General features: G+C 43.9%; 19 protein-coding genes. 8 read left to right on the plus strand and 11 right to left on the minus strand.

Going from position 1 to position 22,465, the window contains the following annotated elements:
• Positions 1-33: 33 nt before the first annotated feature.
• A complete protein-coding gene (locus LEP1GSC050_RS16630) occupies positions 34-1,446 on the minus strand; it encodes a UDP-N-acetylmuramoyl-tripeptide--D-alanyl-D-alanine ligase (protein ID WP_020987340.1) in 1,413 nt (470 codons plus the stop codon).
• A 95-nt stretch (positions 1,447-1,541) separates the two neighbouring features.
• On the opposite strand from LEP1GSC050_RS16630, the gene LEP1GSC050_RS16635 reads away from it, so the two are divergent.
• The 5 genes from LEP1GSC050_RS16635 to LEP1GSC050_RS16655 are packed head-to-tail and all read left to right on the plus strand — an operon-like array spanning position 1,542 to position 6,477.
• Entirely contained in the window at positions 1,542-2,597 is a 1,056-nt protein-coding gene (locus LEP1GSC050_RS16635; RefSeq protein WP_010568881.1) for a Gfo/Idh/MocA family oxidoreductase, read from the plus strand.
• Positions 2,598-2,602: 5 nt separating this feature from the next.
• Positions 2,603-4,306, plus strand: coding sequence for an ABC1 kinase family protein (locus tag LEP1GSC050_RS16640; RefSeq protein ID WP_010568882.1), 1,704 nt, complete (start codon positions 2,603-2,605; stop codon positions 4,304-4,306).
• The gene (locus tag LEP1GSC050_RS16645; RefSeq protein WP_010568883.1) at positions 4,303-4,860 is read left to right on the plus strand and encodes a lipoprotein signal peptidase; all 558 of its coding nucleotides are present in this window, start codon (positions 4,303-4,305) and stop codon (positions 4,858-4,860) included. Before LEP1GSC050_RS16640 ends, LEP1GSC050_RS16645 begins: the two co-directional genes overlap by 4 nt.
• Before the next feature lie 2 nt (positions 4,861-4,862).
• Positions 4,863-5,390, plus strand: a complete 528-nt coding sequence (locus tag LEP1GSC050_RS16650) for a cyclic nucleotide-binding domain-containing protein (RefSeq protein WP_010568884.1) — start codon at positions 4,863-4,865, stop codon at positions 5,388-5,390.
• Complete coding sequence (locus LEP1GSC050_RS16655) at positions 5,383-6,477, plus strand: AI-2E family transporter (protein WP_010568885.1); 1,095 nt, start codon at positions 5,383-5,385, stop codon at positions 6,475-6,477. Before LEP1GSC050_RS16650 ends, LEP1GSC050_RS16655 begins: the two co-directional genes overlap by 8 nt.
• Before the next feature lie 77 nt (positions 6,478-6,554).
• On the opposite strand, the gene LEP1GSC050_RS16660 is transcribed toward LEP1GSC050_RS16655, so the two are convergent.
• From LEP1GSC050_RS16660 to LEP1GSC050_RS16680, 5 genes are all read right to left on the minus strand, one after another.
• Positions 6,555-8,093: a sodium:solute symporter family transporter gene (locus LEP1GSC050_RS16660; protein ID WP_010568886.1), complete on the minus strand. Its 1,539-nt coding sequence runs from the start codon at positions 8,091-8,093 to the stop codon at positions 6,555-6,557.
• Positions 8,093-8,407 carry a DUF485 domain-containing protein gene (locus LEP1GSC050_RS16665; protein WP_010568887.1) on the minus strand — a complete coding sequence of 105 codons (315 nt, stop codon included), beginning with the start codon at positions 8,405-8,407 and terminating at the stop codon, positions 8,093-8,095. Before LEP1GSC050_RS16665 ends, LEP1GSC050_RS16660 begins: the two co-directional genes overlap by 1 nt.
• A 103-nt stretch (positions 8,408-8,510) precedes the next feature.
• Complete coding sequence (locus LEP1GSC050_RS16670) at positions 8,511-9,854, minus strand: hypothetical protein (protein WP_010568888.1); 1,344 nt, start codon at positions 9,852-9,854, stop codon at positions 8,511-8,513.
• Positions 9,855-9,875: 21 nt separating this feature from the next.
• Entirely contained in the window at positions 9,876-10,592 is a 717-nt protein-coding gene (locus tag LEP1GSC050_RS16675) for a hypothetical protein (RefSeq protein WP_010568889.1), read from the minus strand.
• A gap of 21 nt (positions 10,593-10,613) precedes the next feature.
• The gene (locus tag LEP1GSC050_RS16680) at positions 10,614-12,437 is read right to left on the minus strand and encodes a hypothetical protein (RefSeq protein WP_010568890.1); all 1,824 of its coding nucleotides are present in this window, start codon (positions 12,435-12,437) and stop codon (positions 10,614-10,616) included.
• Positions 12,438-12,552: 115 nt separating this feature from the next.
• Between LEP1GSC050_RS16680 and LEP1GSC050_RS16685 the strand changes: the two genes are divergently transcribed.
• Positions 12,553-12,915: an STAS domain-containing protein gene (locus tag LEP1GSC050_RS16685; protein ID WP_010568891.1), complete on the plus strand. Its 363-nt coding sequence runs from the start codon at positions 12,553-12,555 to the stop codon at positions 12,913-12,915.
• A 61-nt stretch (positions 12,916-12,976) separates the two neighbouring features.
• Complete coding sequence (locus LEP1GSC050_RS16690; protein ID WP_040911824.1) at positions 12,977-13,720, plus strand: LA_1326/LA_4305 family lipoprotein; 744 nt, start codon at positions 12,977-12,979, stop codon at positions 13,718-13,720.
• A gap of 1 nt (position 13,721) precedes the next feature.
• On the opposite strand, the gene ileS is transcribed toward LEP1GSC050_RS16690, so the two are convergent.
• From ileS to LEP1GSC050_RS16710, 4 genes are all read right to left on the minus strand, one after another.
• Complete coding sequence (gene ileS, locus LEP1GSC050_RS16695) at positions 13,722-16,466, minus strand: isoleucine--tRNA ligase (protein ID WP_010568893.1); 2,745 nt, start codon at positions 16,464-16,466, stop codon at positions 13,722-13,724.
• Positions 16,467-16,472: 6 nt separating this feature from the next.
• The gene (locus LEP1GSC050_RS16700) at positions 16,473-17,117 is read right to left on the minus strand and encodes a leucine-rich repeat domain-containing protein (protein ID WP_010568894.1); all 645 of its coding nucleotides are present in this window, start codon (positions 17,115-17,117) and stop codon (positions 16,473-16,475) included.
• Entirely contained in the window at positions 17,114-19,348 is a 2,235-nt protein-coding gene (gene purL, locus LEP1GSC050_RS16705; protein WP_010568895.1) for a phosphoribosylformylglycinamidine synthase subunit PurL, read from the minus strand. Before purL ends, LEP1GSC050_RS16700 begins: the two co-directional genes overlap by 4 nt.
• A gap of 195 nt (positions 19,349-19,543) precedes the next feature.
• Positions 19,544-20,023, minus strand: a complete 480-nt coding sequence (locus LEP1GSC050_RS16710; protein ID WP_010568896.1) for a flavin reductase family protein — start codon at positions 20,021-20,023, stop codon at positions 19,544-19,546.
• A gap of 645 nt (positions 20,024-20,668) precedes the next feature.
• Between LEP1GSC050_RS16710 and LEP1GSC050_RS16720 the strand changes: the two genes are divergently transcribed.
• The gene (locus LEP1GSC050_RS16720) at positions 20,669-21,007 is read left to right on the plus strand and encodes a hypothetical protein (RefSeq protein ID WP_010568898.1); all 339 of its coding nucleotides are present in this window, start codon (positions 20,669-20,671) and stop codon (positions 21,005-21,007) included.
• A gap of 281 nt (positions 21,008-21,288) precedes the next feature.
• On the opposite strand, the gene LEP1GSC050_RS16725 is transcribed toward LEP1GSC050_RS16720, so the two are convergent.
• Positions 21,289-22,185 carry a class I SAM-dependent methyltransferase gene (locus tag LEP1GSC050_RS16725; RefSeq protein WP_040911421.1) on the minus strand — a complete coding sequence of 299 codons (897 nt, stop codon included), beginning with the start codon at positions 22,183-22,185 and terminating at the stop codon, positions 21,289-21,291.
• Positions 22,186-22,465 lie beyond the last annotated feature (280 nt).

Genomic DNA, 22,465 nt, shown 5'->3' on the forward strand with positions numbered 1-22,465 from the left:
CCGGAAACCGCATACGGGCAAGTAGGAAACGATTTAGTCCATCTTGGAATTCGAATTTAATGCTTCTACAACTCTCTCCAATTTCATTCCGCGGGAAGCCTTCGCCAATATATAAGATCCTTGTTGGACATTCTCTTTAACCGATTCGAGTAGAGACTGGAGTCCCGCTTCGTCTCCGGAAAATGAGAATGCTATTCGAGGAGGTTTCGTTTTGCTTTGAAACCCTTTGAATATGAAACTAGATCCGGAGCCGAACGTAAAAATTCCTTTGCAGTTCGAAAGCGATGCGGCGAATTTTCCGACTTCCGTATGAAACTTAGAGGAATATGAACCTACCTCTTTCATGTCTCCTAAAATCGCATAAAACCCTTCCGATCCGGAAAGTTGAGAGCAGGCTTCCAAAGAAGAGAACATGGATTCCCGATTAGCATTATAAGTGTCGTTTAGAATTCGATACTTACCTTCCTGAAGATCGAGTCGTTTATCTTTGGCTTTAAAATTACGAATTCCTTCTATGATCCAATCTACCGGTGTTCCGATTTCTTCCAATGCTTCGACACATAGAGATAGATTTTCCAGTAATTTAGAACCAGGAAGATTCCAGTTCAAAACCGTACTAGATATCTCCAATTGAAAGCCTTCTCGCAAGGTCTCCAGGATTTTGATCCGAGAAGTTAGCGGGACAAATTTAAGTTTAACGCCGGACTTCCGAGCTTTCTTAGACAAAACTCTTTTGTATTCTCCTGTAGCCGGATAAAAAACGATTCCGCTTTTCGGCATTCCTTCCATCACCTCCGCCTTGGCTTTGGCGATTCCTTTTCGGGATCTGAAAAATTCTATATGAGCGGTACCAATGGTTGTAATAATCGACAACTGCGGTTTTGCCATCGAAGATAATCTGGATATCTCATCTCTCGTGTTCATTCCCATTTCGCATATCACATACCGAGTCTTTGGCCCGATTTGAAATAAAGTGAATGGCACGCCGATTTCGTTATTATAATTTTTTTCGGTCAGGACTAAAGATTCTTCCAATGGAGAAAGGCAGGAACCCAGGATTTCTTTCGTAGTCGTTTTACCGCTGGAACCTGTTACCGCGATTACGATAGGCTTAAACCTGGATCGATGAAACGCCGCCAATTTTCCCAAACCGATCAATGTATCTTTTACGAATATGGCCTTCTCTTTATCCGATTCCGAAAGTTTTTCCAGGATCGGATGTTCGTACTCGCAAAGAAAATAAGTAGCTCCTTTGGAAAGAGCATCCGGAATGAAATCATGACCGTCCCGATTCCCTCGAAGCGGTACGAATAGAGAATCGGACTCGCACATTCCTGAGGCAGTGGCGATTGACAGAATCTCGGTTTCCTTTATAAAGGAAAACTTGGATGGGGATGAAAGAATTCGTCTAAGAGTTTCCGGATCGTATCTGAAATCGGATCGCATAGGCACCAGAATTAAAGATCCCCATCGTCGGCGGTAGTCGATTTTTGGAAAAAATCGTCTTGCGAAACCGCCGAAAACCGCATTCATTATTTTCAATGCGAAAGATAAAGACATTGATCATAGGGCTGGGCAGAATTGCCAGCATCTTGGAAAAAGATCCTCTGCGGCAAAAACCTTGCACTCATTCAGGTGTTCTTCTTTCGGTATGGGGCAAAAAGAATTTTGAAATCATCGGGGTCTTGGATCCTAATCGGGAAAAGCAGGAATCGTTTCGCAAGCAATGGAAATTTCCGGGAGATCGTATCTTTTCCGACTTGGATTCCTTCGCAAAGATTCGGAATATTCCGGACCTTGCCATAATCGCCACTCCTTCCGAATCGCATTATTTCGATGCTTGCTCGGCAATCCACTTCGGATGCAAAAACCTGGTCGTGGAGAAGCCCGTTTGCGAAACTTTCCTTCAAGCAAAATCTCTGGAAAAAATGGCAGGGAAAAACGGAGTTAGAATCTGGGTAAATCACGAGAGAAGGTATCATCCTAAATACTCGTGGGCAAAGTCCGTCTTGGAATCCGGTAAATACGGTACAATTCGTACCATTCGGGCTTCCGTTTTGACATCCGCTGCGGCACCTGGCCGGGCCTTTCATGACAGGACCGGGCCGTTGTTTCATGACGGAACTCATGCGATCGATTTGATTTATTGGTTATTGGGAAAGCCGGATAGGGTTCGTTCTAGTTTACGAAAACGAAACGGAGTTTCCGTTGAAGATAAGGCGGTTGCCCTTTTGGAATATGATTCCGGGCCTATCGTATTTTTAGAGGCCGGAGGAGGTCGTAAATATTTTCAGTTCGAGATGGATATTATGACGGATTGCGCTCGAATGATTCTCTCTAACGACGGTTTTAGTCTCTTCGAATCCAAACCTTCCCGTAAATACAAAGGATTTAATAGTTTGACGGAAGTCTCGTTTCCGGAAAAATCTTCCATCGGACCGAATCCCTTTGAAAATCTCTACGCGGAAATCCGATCCGTTCTTGCGAATAAGTCGGACCATATAACCGGAGATATCCGAGAGAATTTGGGAATTATGGAACTCCTAGATCGGATCAAGACGAAGGCGGATGTCCGGATGGTATCGGAACCTGAATAGGATCTATGTCTAATTCTTCCTCCACTAAGAACGGAAACAATCTTCCAAAATATTCGGCGAGCGGCAGATATTATAGAGGTAGCTGGTTTCTCTGGAAGAAGATTTTCAGCCTTCTTTGGTATTATAAATTTGCCAGGCTTTTTCTACCCTCTTATCGAAATGAGGAAAAAGAGACGGAGTTCTTTCAGAATCTAGGACGAGAATGCCGGGAATTCTTTTTAAGAATGGGCGGAGTTTACGTTAAACTCGGTCAGTATCTGGCTAGTCTTTCCCACCTCTTTCCGGAAAGTTTTACCGACCCGCTTCAAGACTTACAGGATAGAGTTCCTCCACATCCGTTTTCGGAAATTAAGGAAAGATTTAGAAAAGAATTCGGAAAAGATATCGCGGAGATTTTTCCCGATATTTCCGAGATCCCTCTCGCTTCGGCTTCCATCGCGCAAGTACACTCTGCAAGTTTTAAGGGAGAGAAAGTCGCCATTAAGATATTGTATCCGGGTATCGAAGAGATTATCGTTAAGGACCTAAAAGCGATCCGTACTTTCTTAAAGAGAATCAATCGCTTACTCGTCACCTTCGATTATAAAATCGTTCATAAGGAAATCGCAAAATTAGTAGGTCGTGAAACTGACTTACGGTTGGAAGCCGAATCGATGGAACGTATGGAGCGTTATTTCTCGGAAGAGCCGGACTACGTGTTTCCTAAGATTCATAAAGAATGGAGCGGCAAAAGTGTTCTTACTGCGCGGTACATAGACGGAGTAAGAATCACTCAAGTCGCCGCGTTGAAAAAGGGTCAGGCAAAATCTCGACCTATCGATTTATTGATTCGCGCTTATATTCTAATGGTATTCGAATACCGATTTTATCATGCGGATCCTCATCCGGGAAATATGATTTATACTCCCGAAGAAAAGCTCTGTTTCATCGATTTCGGAGCGGTGGGTGAAATCCCGCCGAGTCAGGCATTGGTGTTGCGCAAGATATTTTTATGCGCTATGTCGAAAGACTACGGAGGGGTCGTGGAAGGTCTGGACGAGCTGGGTCTACTTTCCCGTAAGGCCGATAGGGATAAAGTGGAGGAAGTCGTCCGATATTCCTTGGAAAAACTTTCTCGTTTCCTAACGGATACCGATTCCTTCCGCAATATTAAATTCGAACAAATTCATACGCCCGAAGATTTGAAATTTTTAAAGGAGATCAATTCCAGCTTAAGAGAATTGCTCCGAATGGTACAGTTGCCGGTTACTTTGATTCCATTGGAAAGAGTCTTGGGGTTATTGGTCGGAATTACGGCGACCTTGGATCCGTACAGAACCGTTCTGGACTACGGAGAAAAACCCTTTAAAGGCATGGTTTTACAAGGGGAAAATAACTGGCAAAAGGCCCTCGTGCAGGAAGGCGGAATTTGGGGACAGGCGGTCTCTCTTCCGGGCGAATTGTTACAAACGATAAAGAATCTGAATCGAGGGAAGCAGGCCTATCGATTGCCCGATCTGGAAACCCATAGTCGAAAAATGTATTCTCTGGGGCATCAGGCAATCTCTCTCGCAGTCATTTTATTCGGAATCCATTATGGAACGGAAAGAATGGATAGAGGAGAAGAGCTATACGCGACGATCAGCTTCGGTACTTCGATTTTCTTCGGAATCCTCCTTGCTCTCTCGGTCCTAAAAAATAAATTCAGCTCAAAAAGGAACCGTCAGTGAAATTTTTCGAAAAGAAATTCTTAGAAGTATACCCGCCTCTTTTCCTTATATCGGTAGTTCTGGGAACTGTTATAGACCTGGTTACGAAATATATCGCCATTCTTTATCTTCATCCTCATAGTCCGGTCGAAGTACTCGGAAATTTTTTCCGGCTAACTTTGACCTTCAATACCGGCTTCGTAATGGGATTTTTCCAAGGCTTTCCTCGGACATCGCTTGCTATGACTGCCGTCGCTATCCTGGTTCTAATTGCATATCGTTGGAAGAATCCGGATCTCGGACACCCGGCAGGTTGGGCGCTAGTTATGTCAGGGGCCTTCGGAAATTTTATCGATAAATTCTTCGTAAAAGTGATCGGGGTCGGTGCCGAATTCGGTTTTGTCGAGAACCAATTTGCCGGAAAATTTATCGGAGTCGTGGACTTCCTAGACTTCGATTGGCCTAATTGGTTGATCTACGATCGATGGCCTGCCTTTAACTTTGCGGATTCCTGCGTTAGCGTCGGCTTGGTTCTGTTGATCCTGACAATGAAACTCGAGGAGGATAAGAAGTAATTTTGAACCCTCTGCAACTTCCTATTTGGAAGAAGTTATTCAAGAAGAAGGGTACTTCTAACCCGGAAATTATCCGTTTTCTACGGGAAACATCCGTCTTTGGAAAATTAAAACGACGGACGTTAAACGAAATCGCACGTTTAGTCCACGTTCGCAAGTATGTGGAAGGAGAAGAAATCTTCCGCCAGGGAGAAGCCGGCGCGGGCTTTTACATGATCTTTGACGGTAAGGTGACGATTCGTTCGATTCGAGACGGAATCGAATTGGACCTGGCTCACTTGGACCAACATTCCTTTTTTGGCGAACTTTCCCTTTTTTCGGAGGAACGGAGAACTGCGACTGCCATCGCGTCGGAGCCTTCCACTCTACTAGGTTTCTTTCAACCCGACTTAAAGGAAATCATCGAAACCAAACCTAAAATCGGTATCGAGATTCTACTAAGTCTAACAGGGGTAATCGTAGAACGTCTTCAAAAAACAAACCAGCTTCTTGAAAAAGCTTATTACAAAGGCAAGCAAAAGAATGTCTGAATCCAGGCCGTTATCTACCTATGTAATTCGTATCATTTTCTTCCTACTTGTAGGAGCGGCGATCGCATTCTTTGTACTCGGGTTGAAACTATTGATTATCCCGATCGCTTTATCCCTGATTTTATTCTATATTTTTAACGGAAGTATTAACTATTTCGAAAGTCTTGGAGTCCCTCGTATCCTATCCGTTGCCGGATTGATGATTTTAGTCTGTATTCCGATTTATTGGATCGCGACGGAAGTAGCATCGCCTATCGTTTCCACTTTGGAACCTTTAATGAAGAATTGGAGACAGGATATGGAGGACGCTAAATTCAAGTATTTGGTCGTAGGATTTAAAATCCAATTCAATGATTTTCCGGCAGGGTGGGAGGAGACGATCCGTCCGGAAGAACTTGTTCAGAAAATCGCGGATATGGTGCAAGGGGAAGTGGTAGGACTGGTTTCAATCATTCCTACTTTGATCGGTTACTTGGTAGTTACTCCTTTGTTTGCATTCCTCTTTCTATTGAACGGAAACGGAGTCTATAAGAATATCGTTAGTTTGGTCCCGAATCGCTACTTTGAAATGACCATCATGATCGCCGCTAATATCAACGAGCAAATTACGAATTACTTACGCAGCTTGGTGATCCAAAGCGCAATCATTACAATCGTTGCGATGATAGGCTTTTCGGTTATCGGACTTAGATATTTTTACATATTTGCGCTCTTTGTAGGAATCGCAAATTCGATACCGTACTTAGGACCTATAATCGGTGCGGTTCCTCCTTTGTTTATGACCTTAACGCAAGGATCGACGATCTTTTATGCCAAAGGGATCACCGACGGTATGGGGATGTACGAACTGATGGGCGCTATTCTTATCGTTATAGTTATCGCGCAAGCAGTGGATAATTTTTTCGTCCAACCGGTGATTATTTCGGATGCGGTGTCTTTGCATCCGATCGTCGTCGTCGGTGCCGTTACCGTAGGGGGAACTTTATTGGGGATCGCCGGAATGCTAGTCGCAGTCCCGCTTGCCGCAATCCTGAAAGTTACGATCGCTACATTATATCGGTCCATGAAAGATCATAACCTGCTCTAGGATAGAAGCCCGAAGATATTTGGGCGGAAACCTCTAATCTGTTTTTCGAGAAGCACGAACTTCATTAAACTCCTCATCTATTCAGCGCCGACTCCTAGATAAACCCTTACTTTTTCGGATTCGTATAATTTTTGAGCTCGTTCTTCCGGGAAAAGTTTCGAAAAAACGATCGCGGCTAAAAACGAAAGAGTCATGGAAAAGATCGCCGGATTCTTATACGGAAAATATGCGGTTGAAAAACCGAAGATGTCTACCCAAACAGTGGGGCTAAGAATGATCAAGCCTGTAGCTGAAATGGAACCGACTAGTATGGAGGCGACGCCTCCCGCTGTACTAAAATTCCGCCATAGGATGGATAGGAAAAGCGCCGGAAAATTACCGCTTGCAGCGATTGCAAATGCAAGACCGACCATAAAAGCCACATTCTGATCCTTGAATAAAATCCCGAAAAGGATTCCTAATATACCGAAGGCCACTGTCGCTCGTCTCGCAACGCTAACCTGCTCCTGTTCGCTTGCCTTTCCGTCCTTGAAAACGTTAAAATGAAGATCGTGAGAAATCGTAGAAGCGGCTGCCAGTGTCAAGCCGGCCACTACGGCTAAAATTGTCGCAAACGCCACCGCCGCAATAAAACCTAAGAACGGAGTCCCGCCTAATAATTCGGCAAGAAGTGCAGCCGCCATATTGCCGCCCTTATCAATGGAGGCTATTTGATCTCTTCCGATCAAAACCGCCGCGGCAAATCCCACGATCGGAATAATAATATAAAAGTAACCTATAAAGGTAGTCGCATAAGCCACGGATTTTCTAGCCTCTTTCGCGTGAGGGACAGTATAGAAGCGCATTAGAATATGAGGAAGTCCTAATAGTCCAAACATAAGAGCCAACCCTAGCGAAATTGCGTCTAAAGGATTGGAGACTAATCCTCCCGGTTCTAAAGCGGACCTCCCGTGCAACCGCTCAACCTCCCCGTATAAATTCGAAAGATCGAAATCGAATTTGGCCATTGCGAGAATCGCCAAAAGCGTAACTCCGAACAAAAGTAGGCCTGCTTTTACGATTTGAACCCAGGTAGTCGCAATCATTCCTCCGAATAGAACGTATAAAAGCATCACTCCTCCGACTAAAACGACTGCGGACTCGTAGGAAATTCCGAACATTAGATTGATCAGCTTCCCCGAACCGACGATCTGTGCGATCGAGTAAGTAAGCGTCACTAATATACCTCCTATCGATGCTGCGATTCGTATCGGCTTTTGTCGCAACCTAAATGCAAGAACGTCTGCGAAGGTATATTTACCCAGATTACGAAGCGGTTCGGCGATTAAAAACATTAAAGCAGGCCATCCTACCAACCAACCGACCGCGTAGATGATTCCGTCGTATCCTTTTAGAGCGACCATACCGGAAATTCCTAAAAAAGAGGCGGCGGACATATAATCGCCGGATAAAGCCAAACCGTTTTGAAATCCCGTGATGTTCCTTCCTGCTGCATAGAATTCGCTGGACGTTTTCGTTTTCTTAGCCGCCCAGTAAGTAATCGCCAGCGTTAAGAGAACGAATATTACGAAAAATAAAACGGAGACGATATTGGGTTGCCCTAAAGACGATTCCATTAGATTTCGCTTCCTTTTTCCAATTTACCTTTTAGATGTTCGGTATCTTTGTCGTATGAGGTATTTGCCCAATAGACATAAACGATCGTTAAAAGCCAGGAAACGACTATGACTAAGGCACCGGCTATCAATCCGTAGTTGGCAAACTGTCCAAGACGCTCGGTTAGCCACTCCTTCTTGAATGCGATCGTCAAAATGAAGCCGTAATAATTTATAAAAAGAACGGAAAGGAGGATAAAACCGACGGTCCAACGCGTTCTGACTAATTTTTTAAACTCGGGAGATTCGATGAGTTGATGCGGTTTGACTTTCATCCCGGACTCCTATGCATAAATGCAATCGAGGATTTTAGAAAAATTGCCTATGTTCGCAAGGATAAAAATACTCTTCCGGAAAAAATCCGAAGTAGGTTGATGATTAATTTTCGCGAGCTAATTTCGATCGGATCGTTTTTATTCCTCGATCAACATAAGTTTTGATTCGGATAAAAGAGAATAAAAAGCAAAGATACCAGAAAGGCTCCAATTCGAATCGCATTCGATTCGCTTCAAAAGGATCGATAAACGAATACAAAATCGTCATCGAAAAGGTATGTAGGACGATAATTCGAACTTTGTAGGAAAGGGAAGAAAACCGCAGCAGGAGTAATAATAGCGAAATAGGATATACGATCCTATATAAGTTTTTATCAAAGGAACCCATATCAACCGCAGCAAACCAATCCAACCCCGGATATTTGCGCAGGGATTCCGGGATCGCTTCGAATTGAGGTAATAGAAAGGGATAATTGGAGGGGCTACTTAAATAAACCTTAATACCGAACTTTAGCAGCTTGAAGGATTGCTGAATATTTGTGGTTTCCTTAACTTTAGACAGGTACTTGCGCGAAACTTCGATAAACCGGACGTTATGATAGTCGTCTTCATTGAGACAGATCGTTTCTGAATAACGCGAGACAAGAGGATCATCTTCGGAATAAATTCCGCGATAGAGAGTGGTAGGGAGCTGGAATGGGGCTAGATTTTTATGTTCGTTCGAATCTAAAGTTATCAACCTAGATCTTGCCAGATTCATTCCCAACCAGGACGAGGCCGAAAACGAGTCGAAAAGAATAAAATTCTTCAGATATAATCCGAATGGGAATAGGAGTATGAAGAAAGCCGTTATCACCGGTGCGCGCGATAGCTTTTTACGTTCATGCCAGGCTAACCAACCGACCCAGAAGATCGCAAGACCTAAATGCCAAGAAGGTCGGACGGCCGAAGCAAGCGCAATCGTCATCGAAACGGACAATAGCCTGCCGTTTCTATTTTTAACCACCCAAAGGGAATATAATAAAACTAACGAAAGAAAGAACAAATAAGTGGAATAAAACGGATAGCGAAAGTAGGCGAATACGAGCGGATTAAGAAAAAAGAGTGCGGCCCAAATATTACGGTATCGTAATCTCATTGCGGATAGAATCGATAGAAAAAGATAGCAACCGATCGCATGCAGCATCGGAAGGAAAACCGCATACAAAGGATAAGGATCGTCGTTTCCTAAATGTGTCAAAGCGGAATGGAAAAGGGCTAACGCAGGACTTGTACCGTTCAGAGTTATGAGCGCCTGAAACGGATGGTTATACCAGCATTCTTTAGAGGGTAGCTGCCAGTAACCGTCTATCCTTAATATCGGAAAATCTATAAACTGTAATATAGAATGAATGCAGGCGATTGTTATCGGTAGGAAATAGTTTCGCGCGATAGAACGGTATCCCATTTTTTCCAAAAGCGAAGTCTTTTAAAACAGGCCGTTGATTCCGTTAATATTTACTGTTTTTATGATTTCTTTATCCTTTTCGGATTCGGCCACCTTCCATGTGACTCCGGTGGGAGTAGATAAGAGGCTTCGCCCGATCCTCTTCTTTCCGAAAGGGGCGCCATGCCCCGAAGAACGAAGTAGAAATAGATTATATTTCGCGGATAACTCTGCGTATTTTTTGAGATCGTCCGCATAGTTGATGCCGTCTTCTAAGACAGAGTCAATATGGAATGCGAGATTTATGTTTTCCGATTTTAAACGATCAAACCTGGCAAGATCGTCGATTTCTTTTCCCACAAAAATACCGAATCTGAATCCGCCTAGGATAATCGCTTCATCCCCTGAACCGGGTTTTGCCGGGGCTTCTTCCGCACCTAGTACTTTCACGTCGTACCAATCGACTAACACGATATTTTGAACGATCGGGACGGAGAGGCGCAATATGCCTTCCTCGTCTTTTCGAAACATACAACCGCCTAGTACGGCTCCTTTATACACTTCGGAAACGGCCAGTAGTTCATCTAAAAAGCCTTTCGAGCGAGACGCAAGCGATTCGGGAGAAGCGACTCCGCCTCCGGGAAAATACATTGGAAGGATCAGGAAATCCGATTTTTCTTTAGATAACTTGGATCTTTGTTCGGGAGAAATGGGCTGAGATAATTCCTTTTGGAATAGAGTGATCTTTACAGAAGCCACGCGTAACCTGCGCTTGTAGATTTAGTCGGATAAAATGGACGGGTCGACGCCGAAATTATCGTCGGCGGCTTTTTCGGCGGAAACGTTCGGATCGATGAGCTCGGCTTCCGGCTGAGAATCGTTTGCCTTAATACCGAATTCCCTTTCCATCTCTTCAGGGGACATTTCAGGAACACCTCCGAACAAATCTCCGCTTTCCAATCGCTCTGAGAGAGCTAAAGAATAACAGTATGCTTCCATAATGCATTGTTTGATCGGTTTTTTATTCAGTCGCTTTTTGGACTCTATTAGATCGAAGGTCATTAAGTCGTCCATATTCGTAACGACTTCCTTTTTACCTTTCATATCCGCAATGAGTCTGGAGAGCAGATCGGACCCTTTTTGAATGAAGTCCTTCACCGTAACTCGGACATTTCTGGATTGTTGGCTTTTTTTAGTTTCTAAAGCCGATGTTTTTTTGGATGACTCGATGTAGTTGGCGCCCGGGTTCTTTAGATGGGAATCCAATTCCTTGTGATATTGATCATAGATTCGGAATTGCTCCTGGATGCCTCGAGTCGTTTCGTACAAATCGATTAGCTTTTCCCGAAAATCCATTTTTGCGCCCGCTACGATCGTCGGCTTCAAATCGATTTTCTTAGTGGTCATTACAAAGGAATATTCCTCGTCAAACTCCCGAAAGAATAGCCAGGAAAGCAAAGCTTTGTCTGCGGAGGGGATCCTTTCGTAATCTCCTTTCGGGTCGTGCTTCTTCCGAAGTTGTTCCAAAGTCATCATTCGCATAAGCTTTAATCCGTACTTTAGCTCTTTGCTTAGAGATTCCTCCGGATCTATCGGTTCTTCTTTTTTCTCTTCTTGGACTTCTTCCTCTTCCTCGTGAGCTCCGCCGGAAATTTCGTCCAACTCCTGTCCGGGTTGACGTTGTCCCAATTTTTCTTCAGGGACGACGCCTAAAATGTCTTCCATATAAGAGCTGATCAGCGGAATATTTTTATCTTCACTCCGAAGGATGGCCAAATATAATTTATCAAATACGGTTCCGTAGAGTACGTCGAATTCTTGGAGCGCACGTTTTCGTTTCGTATTATAAACGGTGGCAGGCTTTCCCTCCAGTTTTTCGAGCGCTTGGTATCCGAGGGTAACAGCCTTAACGTACGATCCTTGGAACGGATAAATATAATATAATTTCCTAAATAAAGAATATAAGGGTTGTCGCACCCGTGAAATAGAAACGGCCATATCGGGAGCCGCGTTATGTGCTTCGAGTAGCTGGTTTAACTCCACGTTATCGTAAACCTTGTGCATCCGGCCGAGAAGTTCGATGTAAAGAGGATTTTGCCCGTCCAACTCTTTTGCTATCTTAGCGGCGTAGGCGGGATTTCCAAGCAGATCGTTCCCCACAAAGTTCATTTCAAGAATGGCTTTTTTGCCTGCGATATTAAGTTCGGATAGAAATCCTGGGAGAAGGTCACTGGATGAAAAGGAAGTTACCCTAGATATCCAGCATTTAAACTTAACCGCCATTCTGTTGAAGAAATTTCCCATCTCCGCTTCGATCGCTTTTCGATCCCGGAATGCGTTAGGCTTGGCTTGTTGGGTCTTGGATGGAGCAGCCGATCCTCTGCCGGAAGGAGATTTTGGATCCCTGCTGCCGGCCTGGCTTCTGGCGCCTTGGCGGATTTGCGGTTGTTCTTTCTGCTTTTTAAGGGCGTCATCCCGTTTTTTGTCTTTTTCGGAAACAACCTTGCCCCCGGCAGATTGAAACTTATCAAACATCTCTCTTCTGGCCTTATCGTCCAGATTGTTTACGCCGATGCTTTTTTTGGTTTTATCGAATTCAGACATTGGTTTGGATTCCCCAGAAACCGCTCTAATAGTATCCTGGCGGTCGTTCCGAAATAAATCAACTAAGATACTTATTTCTTGACATACTTCGAAATCCGATGCGTGTTATTTTCCCATGATTCTCAAAAGTCTCACCCGAGACAATCATCTCGTTCTCTCGGTCCAAGAGGATATCCTGATGGATAATTCCCGTGACTTTTACGTGGAGTTTGAGGAAAGCGTCCGGTCAGGATACCCTGCAACTATCAGTTTTCACCTCGGCCTGGTCAAATTTATAGATTCCTCGGGGATAGGGATTATCATTAAAGTCAGGAACCAAATCCGGGATAGAAATGGTATTGTAAACATCTTTGGCTTAAATAAGTCGCTTCATTCCGTTTTTAGGCTTTCCGGGCTGGATCGAATTGTAAACCTTTACACTATGGAAGAATTCCTGGAAAAATATCCGAACTTTTCGGAATTTCTCCGGGGAGACTGAAACTCTTCTCTTCCGAATCCGTTCTTAAATATAGATGAACCGACCCTTTTTTTCCGACTCGATGCAACAGACGTTTTTTTCAAAAAGCTTCCTTTCGTTCCCGATCCTAACACGTTTCTTTATCGCCTGCGCAGTTTTTGGCATTTCAAACTGTTACCCGTACTCCAATCGCGAGATCGTGTTCCGTTCCGAAGGAATCGCCCTTTTCAAAATCGACCCGAAAGATTTACCCGGTTTTTACAAAATAACAAAAACCAATTCACTCGATCATCCGATCCAGTTGGATCAAAATAAAGTGAAGGATTACCTCGGAAATCTTAGATATTCCAAGCGAACCGCTATCGGATATTTTTCCGATTTCGTTTTTTCCGATCATGAGCTGGATCTTTTGGCGAGAGATTTGCCTTTCGCCCTAAAGGCTCTTCCAAAAGACAAGCTATTACTGCTCGTCACGAAGTATGACGATACCCAATCGGTCATTTCCTATGACGAATTGACCACCTGTATCCTTTGGGCAACGGATGCCAGACTGAACGTGGTTTTTGGCAGAATTAAACGCGAGATCGTTGATAAGGATCAGACTCTCTTATTCGATCGTTGGACTCGAATAGAAGAGATTCCATTGGAACAATCGACGGACGGAACCGAAATCGTGGAAGGGGAAAATTTCGACTTCGGTCTCGCAGGAGGAGTTCCTCAGCGCAAATGGGTTTCCTTTGATCTAAAGAATCCGACCAAGTATAAATTTTTACCGAGAAAGCAGTACGGCCCCGTTAAACTGACGGACGAAAACGATCGCCCTTGAGTTAGATCGAGACGGCTTCAGCGCAGCGAAGGCAAAGTTCTCCTTTCCGTTCTTCCGCAGGGTGTCTCCAACAACGAGGACATTCGCCTTCTTTCGGTTTGACGATTCTGACCGCAAACTCTTCGTCGGAATGTTCAGCGAGAATTTCTCGATCCGTTTTATCGAAGCGAACCTGAGATACGGTAAAAATCAGTTCCAATGCGGCGTTTGAAAAACGATTCTTGAGTTCGGTACTTCCATTCCCGGTCAGTTCGACCGCACCTTCCAGAGACTTTCCTAGTTTTCCCGCTTGTCTTGCGACTTCGAGGGCTTTATGAACGATCTCTCGAGCAGCTAAGGTTCTTTCAAAATCCGCTTCCAATTTAGGATCTTGAACTTTCGATAAATCGGGAAAGTCTTCCAAGAAGACCGAGTCTTTCTTATCGTTTTCCTTCCATACTTCTTCTGCCGTAAAGCTTAGAATCGGAGCCGAATAAATACAGAGAGTATCCAATATAATTTGCAAAACCGTAGAGGAGGAACGTCTCGTTTTCGATTCCCGTCGATCGCAGTACATTCTATCCCGTATCATCTCGAAATAATCCTGAGATAACGTAACGGTGCAGAAGAGAAGAAGTTTTTGGTAAACTTGGTGGAACTGGTAGCTTTCGTAATATGCTTTCAGCTCTTCCGTCAGATTCGCCAATCTGGATAAGTAATATCGATCCACTTCCTCTAATTCGTTGATTGCTAAATTTTGCTCGGACGTATGACCGGCTAAATTTCCCAGCAGATAGCGGAACGTATTTCTAATTTTCCGGTAATTATCCGCGATCGTTTTAAGGCCTTCTTTTCCGACCCGAACATCGTCCCGAAAATCCTGAGAACTTACCCAGAGCCTTAAAATATCCGCGCCGTAGACGTTGATAATATCCTTGGTAGGATCGATTCCGTTTCCTAAGGATTTTGACATGGCTCGTCCTTGTTCATCCAGAACATAACCGTGAGTCAATACGGATTTGTACGGAGGTATTCCTCGTAAAGCCATTGACGGCCACAAACTCGATTGAAACCAGCCCCTATGCTGATCCGACCCTTCCAGATAAAGGTCCGCCGGAGGTTCGGAGCCTCGTTCGCTTAATACGGCAAAGTTAGACACGCCCGAATCGAACCAAACGTCCAGGATGTCCTTTCCCTTTCTAAAGGATGACGAACCGCATTTTCCGCATTTTGTACCAGGGGGAAGCAAGACGTCTGCGTGTTCGGTATACCAAATCTCTATTCCTTTCTGTCTTACGATCTCCGTGAAGAAACGCACTGAATCGGAATCCAAATGAGTTTCCCCGCATTCTTCGCAGGTAAAAGCAGGAATCGGGACCCCCCAATTTCTTTGGCGAGACAGACACCAATCCGGTCGGGTCTCCACCATCGACCGAATTCGGCTGATTCCCCAGCTAGGAATCCATTGGACTTTATCAATCGCTTCAAGCGATTTTTCCCGTAGGCCCTTGTAATCGATTTGAAAGAACCATTGGGGAGTCGCTCTGAAGATGAGAGGTTTTTTACTTCTCCAACTATGAGGGTAGCTATGTTCGAATTCGGAATAGTGAAGCAATAAACCTTTTTCTTTTAGAAGCTCCACGATTTTAGGATTTGCATCCCAAACTTTGGTTCCTTTCATCATCGGGAATTCGTCTGTATATCTGCCATAGTCGTCTACGGGAGAGTAGGGTTCCAATCCTGCTGCTAATCCTACTTTATAATCGTCTTGTCCGTGTCCGGGAGCCGTATGCACTGCACCGGTTCCAGCATCGAGAGTAACATGTTCTCCGAATAGAGGGATTGAATCTCGATCCAAAAAGGGATGTTGAAATACCATCGATTCAAGGTCTTGATTCGTAACGTCGGCCGACTTTTCCAGAGAGACTCCCGTGGCTTTCTCAACCGCCTCTTTCAATCCATCCGCAAGTAAAAGGGAATCTCCTTCCGGTGTTTTATAGAACGAATATGAGAATCTAGGATTAAAGCTGATCGCTAGGTTTGCCGGTAAGGTCCAAGGAGTGGTCGTCCAAATTAAGGAATAACTTTTATCCTTCCCCTTTACCGGGAATTTCACGTAAATCGAAGGGGATCTATGCGGGTGATATTCGATTTCCGCTTCCGCATGGGCGGTCGCTAATTCGATGCACCAATAAACCGGTTTTTTCCCGCGATAAATATAACCTTCGTCGAATAGAGCGCCGAAGATCTCCACAATCTTCGCTTCAAAATCGGGACTCATCGTCTTGTAAATGCGGCCTTTTTCCCAAAAACATAAAAAGCGAGAAAGGTCCTGTCCTTGCTTGATCACGAATTCTTCCGCATAGTCGCGGCAAAGTTTTCGAAGTTCTTCGGGGCCGATCTCTTTGGCTTTCTTCCCCAGATTTTTGAGAACTTGTACCTCTATCGGTAATCCGTGACAGTCCCAACCCGGTATCATATCGGTATTAAATCCGGAAAGAGCCTTGGATTTAACGATCATATCCTTTAGGATTTTATTGAGCGAATGGCCCGTGTGGAAATTTCCGTTGGCGTAAGGCGGGCCGTCATGAAGGACAAATTGGGGTTTATCCTTCCTCTTTTCTCGCATTCTACGAAAAAGATGTCCGTCCTCCCATTCTTTGATCTGCTCCGGTTCGCGGGTGGCCAGACCGGCCTTCATCGGAAAGTCGGTTTGCGGAAGTATGACTGTGCTTGAATACGGATTTTTATTCTCTTCTTCTTTCATGGATATTTAAAATTCTATACGGACCTTAGGGAGTAATTTGCGCGCAGCATTCACGTCGGCAGTTCTAAGTCCCGAATCTTTCAGGATAAGAACCCGCAACTTCGGATGATTCGCGAGCAGGTTTAGATTCTTAGGGAGGGCTATTATGTTTCTGTTTTTTGACAAATCCAGAATTTGAAGTTGTTGCAAATTTCCTAATAAATCAATATCGGATTCGTTCAAAGTCAATTTGTTTTGATCGAAATAGATAGCTTCGAGCGAAAGTCCTTTTAATTCCGGCGGAATCCTTTCAAAGTCGTTATTTCCCGCAAAGAGGACATGCAATTTTCCTAATCGTGCGCAGGAAGTCGGAAATTGCTTTAAGTCGTTTCCATAAACGTTTAAATATTCCAATTGCTCCAAATCCCCTAGATTTTCGGGAAGTGTTTCGAGTCGATTCAATCGAATATCCAGCCATTTAAGATTCGGAAACGTAAATAATACTTGAGGGATGGTGCCTAATTTCTGTAACCCCAGATCCAACTTTTCGATCTTCAAAGGAGTTTGAGAAGCCGTGGAAAGGATATCTTCTGCGGATCTTTTACAGGAATTTCCGAAGAGTAGAAGTCCGGATAAAATCGGGACAACGAGTAATCGAATCGTTGAATTCATTTGAACACCTCAGTTAATCCGCTTTCGTAACGGTTTGAAAGTTCCGAAACTGGAATCTCCACTTTAAAATCGGCGATTCGCAGTTTCGCATCTGAAACGGTCTCTCCCACGGGCAAGAAATCTAGTCCTACGTTTAAAGTCGCTTCCCGAATCGATATTTCGTTTTTCATTTCGAAACCGATTAGAATGCAAGAGGCAGTCTCTCCGAACAGAGTCAAATCGATTCGATTTTGACGGAGTTCCTGCAGATTCGCTTCGATTCCTAAACCGGAGAAGATTGCCGTCTTGGCCAGAGCGATCCCAATTCCTCCCAAGGATAAATCGTGGGCCGAAACCACCTTAGAATTTTTTCCAAGAGAAACGATCAAATCCAACAACGATTTTTCATGGGAAAGATCAAGCTCAGGGATTCGTCCTTGAACGGTCCGCCACTGGATTTTTTGGAATTCGCTTCCGCCTAACGACGGGCGAAATTTTCCGATTACGGCTAACTTGATTCCGGCTTTCCGAGGATAATTCCGTATTCCTAGTTTCTTGTTGTTCAAAATTCCGACCATTCCGATAGTAGGCGTCGGAAAAATGGGTCCTTCGGGGGATTCATTATAAAAGGAGACGTTCCCTCCGGTAACCGGAAGTCCGAGAAAACGACAAGCATCCCCCATCCCTCGGATACATTCGGAAAACATATAATAGTTTTCCGGAATGTATGGATTGGCAAAATTCAGGTTATTCGTCACTCCGAGAGGATCGGCACCGGTTACAGCGACGTTGCGCGCCGCCTCGCAGACGGCAAATATAGTACCGTGATAAGGATCCAGATACGTGTATCTGGAGTTGCAATCGGTTGCGGTCGCGAGCGCTCTATCAGTCTCGGGAATCGCAGAGAGCCCGCCGTCGTATCCCGGACCTATAAGCTTTACCAGCCCCACTTCGGTGTCATATTGCTCGATAATGGGTCTCCTAGAGGAAATATTCCAACCTCCTAAGAGCTTTGAGAAAATAGAACCGATTTCTCCCGATTCCTGCAAGTCCGGTAAAGAGTGGGGAGTCCAAACGGACACCTGATCCAAATATGTCGGGCGTTTTGTTTCCCGAACGTAACGAGGGGCGCCTCCGCCCAATACGAGGGATTCGGCCGGAATCTTCACTTTCAGTTTCCCGTCTTTATGCACTTCCAGCAGTCCGTTGTTCGTAACTTCTCCGATTTGAACCGCATTTAAATTCCATTTTTTGAATATAGAAATGAGTTCTTCTTCCTTGCCTTTGATCGGAATGACGAGCATTCTCTCTTGGCTCTCCGAGAGCATCGCTTCGTAGGCGTTCATTCCGGTTTCTCGAAAAGGAACCAAATCCAAATCGATCCGCATTCCGGTCTTTCCCTTGGCGCTCATTTCGGAGGTTGCACAGGAAATTCCTGCGGCACCCATATCCTGAATTCCCACTAGTAAGCCTTTTTGAATGGTCTCGAGAGAGGCTTCCATCAGGAGCTTTTCCATAAACGGGTCGCCTACTTGAACTGCAGACCGCTTCGATTCGGATTCCTTGGTTAGGTCTTTGGAAGCGAAGGAAGCTCCATGAATTCCGTCCCTTCCGGTAGTAGAGCCTACGATAAATACGGCGTTCCCGACCTTGCCTCCGGTGGTAGCGCTTGCCATTTGATCATGGCGCACGATTCCGACCGTCATGGCATTTACGAGCGGGTTTTTGGAAAAACACTCATCGATAAAAAGTTCTCCGCCGGACACCGCAATCCCGAGAGAATTTCCGTAGTCGCCGATTCCCTTTACTGCCCGAGATAGTAGATATTTATTTCGAGATTCATCCGGATTTCCGAAGCGAAGCGAATTTAAAGAGACGATAGGCCTTGCGCCCATGGTAAAAATGTCCCTCATGATTCCACCTACGCCGGTCGCCGCGCCCTGATAGGGTTCGACAGCAGTGGGATGATTATGGCTTTCTATCTTGAAAACGACCGCGAGTCCGTCTCCGATATCCATCGCTCCAGCGTTCTCTTCTCCTGCCTGTGCCAGGAGTTTATCCGATTTTGTCGGAAGAGTCTTTAACTGCAGGATGGAATTCTTGTAAGAGCAATGCTCCGACCACATTGCGGAGAAGACCCCTAGTTCGGTCGAGTTGGGAATTCTTCCCAATATTTCTTGGATCCTGGCGAATTCTTCCGCCGTGAGCCCGTGATCTAAGGCGTCTTCGAGAGAAACGGATTCTTTTTCCATTACGGGACCAGTTTTTCCCGCTCTGGGCCCAAGGGAAACCACTTTCACCTAAATACGCCCGGTCTCCGATCGGTGCGAAGAACTTTGTATTTCCGAAACCGAGTAAATTCTAAGGCTTAGGAGAAGCGAAATGGGGTCGAGTTTGCTGTCGACCCTGAATTTTAAAGGGGTCGGGCACTTGCCTCACTCTTATTTCTAAATTCCATAGTAAGCTCTGCGATAATAAAGAAGAGGTCGCTTTGAATCGTCCGAAGCGGCAAAAAGAACCCGGCCGACTACGATGGTATGATCTCCTCCATCTACCTGCTTTTCCAAATCGCATTCCAACCGTGATAGAGTTCCTTCCAAGTAAGGGACTCCATTATGACCCAGACTACATGCAAGGGTTTGGATTAACTCGTGTTTATCGATTTTTCCAGAGGCAAATTGGTTGGATAACTTCTCCTGCTCCGCAGAAAGAATATTCACCGTAAATTTTCCCGAGGCCAATAACGGGTCGTGGCTGGAGATATTCTTTTGCAAATTGAATAAGATCAACGGAGGATCCAAAGATAAAGAGGTAAAGCTGCTTACGGTAAGCCCCCCCGTTCGAGTCGTATCCGAATACGTAATCACGGTTACCCCGGAAGAAAAATGAGAAAGAGCATTCTTAAAATCATCATGGCTTAAGGACATGAGGATATTTGATTTGGTTCTCTAGATTTGTAAAGTGTTACTTCCCATCGATTGAATGAATTTCCGGAATGCAAAGCATATCTCCGACCGAGGTCAATGAGCTTTTTGGGTGAATTTTACTCGGGGTCGACAGTTGGGAAACCCAGGCGGTATCTTTTAGATACGGAAAAAATTTTATTCTCAGATTGCGGATGCTATATTCGGAATAAAGTGCACCTATTTCGGAAAGGCGTTTAGATGAAAAAATCAAAATGCTTAGATACGAAGATTCTAATATCTAGTTTTTTAATTCATTCGGTCTATGTTAGCTTCTTTCGTTCAGGTAATTCGAATTTTTATTAATGCTTAAGGCCGACGGTGAGTATTTGAGAATAAATTTCAGTTAGAAGATCTTGATATAGGCCAAGACGACAGATTTTTATTTTGATAATCCAATCGGCGTATCTCGGATAATAGTGTGAAAATTATTGATTGCCTAAATAATGTGCAGAATGAAATTTTATAATTTATTTCCGATATTTTGAAAAAATCGGGAAAGGTAATTTGTTGATAATTTGTAGTAGATTCGATCGAATTTAATGAAATTAATAATTTACTAAATAATAAATAAATGTTATATTGCAAAGTCTTTACGGGGAGCCGCCAATGACCTTTTTCACCGTTAGAATTGAGCTTAAAAACGGGCTAAGACATAATACGGAAAATGATTCTTATCGCGTTCTGGATAAAGAGATGAAAAAAAGAAAATTTAAGACGACTATTTCGGGATTGCCTGGAAAAGTTTTTGAACTTCCAAGAGCGGAATACATATATCAAGGCGATGAAGATTTAGACGGTGTTTTTCAATTAGCGCTCTCCGCCACGAAGAAAACTAGCGGAAAATATTCAATTATCGTCGATCAGATTGTTAGAAGTCGATGGACTGGACTTGACGATGCGTATTTTATAAAACAATTAATGGATTACGAAGAAAGTATTTGCTAATACGCGCCCGTTGAATTTCTTTATGCTTGTCGAGGCGCGAGTTTGTATCAGGCTTTAAATAAGCATAATTTACGATAGCTAAGTCGAGAGTGGACTGCAATGATAGATTTTGCCTCGGAATTTTTTAGCCTTTTATCGATCCGGATAAATTTTGGAGTTAGATTCACGGTTGAATTTTTCCGCTAAATCCGGGTCAAATATCCGCCGTTCCGGCTCGCTTTTATCTTAGTCATCGCTTATTACAAATGCCCTTTCTCGAAAGCGATTTTAACTAATCGCCCTTAACTTCTCCGGGTTTTCGATCGGGAAGAAACAGTTGCCTCTGTACTTTTATGAAATAATGCAAAAAGAGTAAGATTTATGTTGATCCGTTTAAACGTTAGTTTCCAAATTATTAAAGTACTATAATAAAATAATTTCTTCAAAAGAACGCCCAATTTCGCACTACTACCGGAAACAGAGGAGATCGGTTTTAGGATAGTGAAATCTACGGAAGAAAATCCGCATTGCTTTGATAGCATAGCTAGGGTTTTTTCGGAATAATCATTTATATGGTCTTTAGCCTCAAGGTAATGACAGTCGGGCCTCATTCCATTGATCCAGACTTTCAACTTTGCCTTACGTAGCTGAACCGGAAAGTTAGGGGTTTGAATAAATAGAAACCCTCCGGGTTTTAATAAAGTGAACAGATAGGTAATTAAACCGTGAGGCTTCGGGATATGTTCGATCACGTCCCAAAGCGTGATAATATCAAACTTTGCTTTAGGAAGATTACTAGTTTGGACGATGCCGGAATAAACATTTTTTAATCCGTTTTTTTCCTTCGCGAACTTTATCGCTTGGTTTGAGATCTCATAGCCGAAAGCGTCCCAGCCAGGTCGGCTATTATTGACCATTTTGACAAAAAAACCTAGCCCGCAACCTACATCCAGAATGTTTCCTTTAGGCGAAGATAGAAATTTTTCTATAAAGTCCTGGTAAATTTCTCTGTGTGCGAGATCCCACCAATTTAAATCATAGGAAGTCTCTTCTTCACCCCAATATCCTTCGTAATGTTCGTCTTGCTCGTATGTCGAGAATACATGATCGCAATGCAAACAACGAACTATGTCGATACTGTTTTCAACGAAGACAGTTTCGTTCCTTTGACTATTGCAGAGGTAACAAGTCTGATTCAATTGACTCTTCCTTCGAGAATTTTCATGCTATTTCTGACGGCCTTCTAAATTGTCCGCTAACGTTAGATCCGGGCAACGTTCGCATCGCTATTAAATCCCGAGCTGCGCAGTTTAAAATCACTATTTTAAAATTAGAAAATACTATAGAACGTTTGATAGTATAATAGCCCCTCTTTGTCACCTAAAATTACAAAATTTATTTTGCCATGGTCACTTAAGTAACAGTATTAAGCGTAACAGGTATCCGAATGTCCCTTCTTTAAGTAGATCTGGTCGCAAA

The sequence above is a fragment of the Leptospira broomii serovar Hurstbridge str. 5399 genome (assembly GCF_000243715.2).
Taxonomy (GTDB): Bacteria; Spirochaetota; Leptospiria; order Leptospirales; family Leptospiraceae; genus Leptospira_B; species Leptospira_B broomii.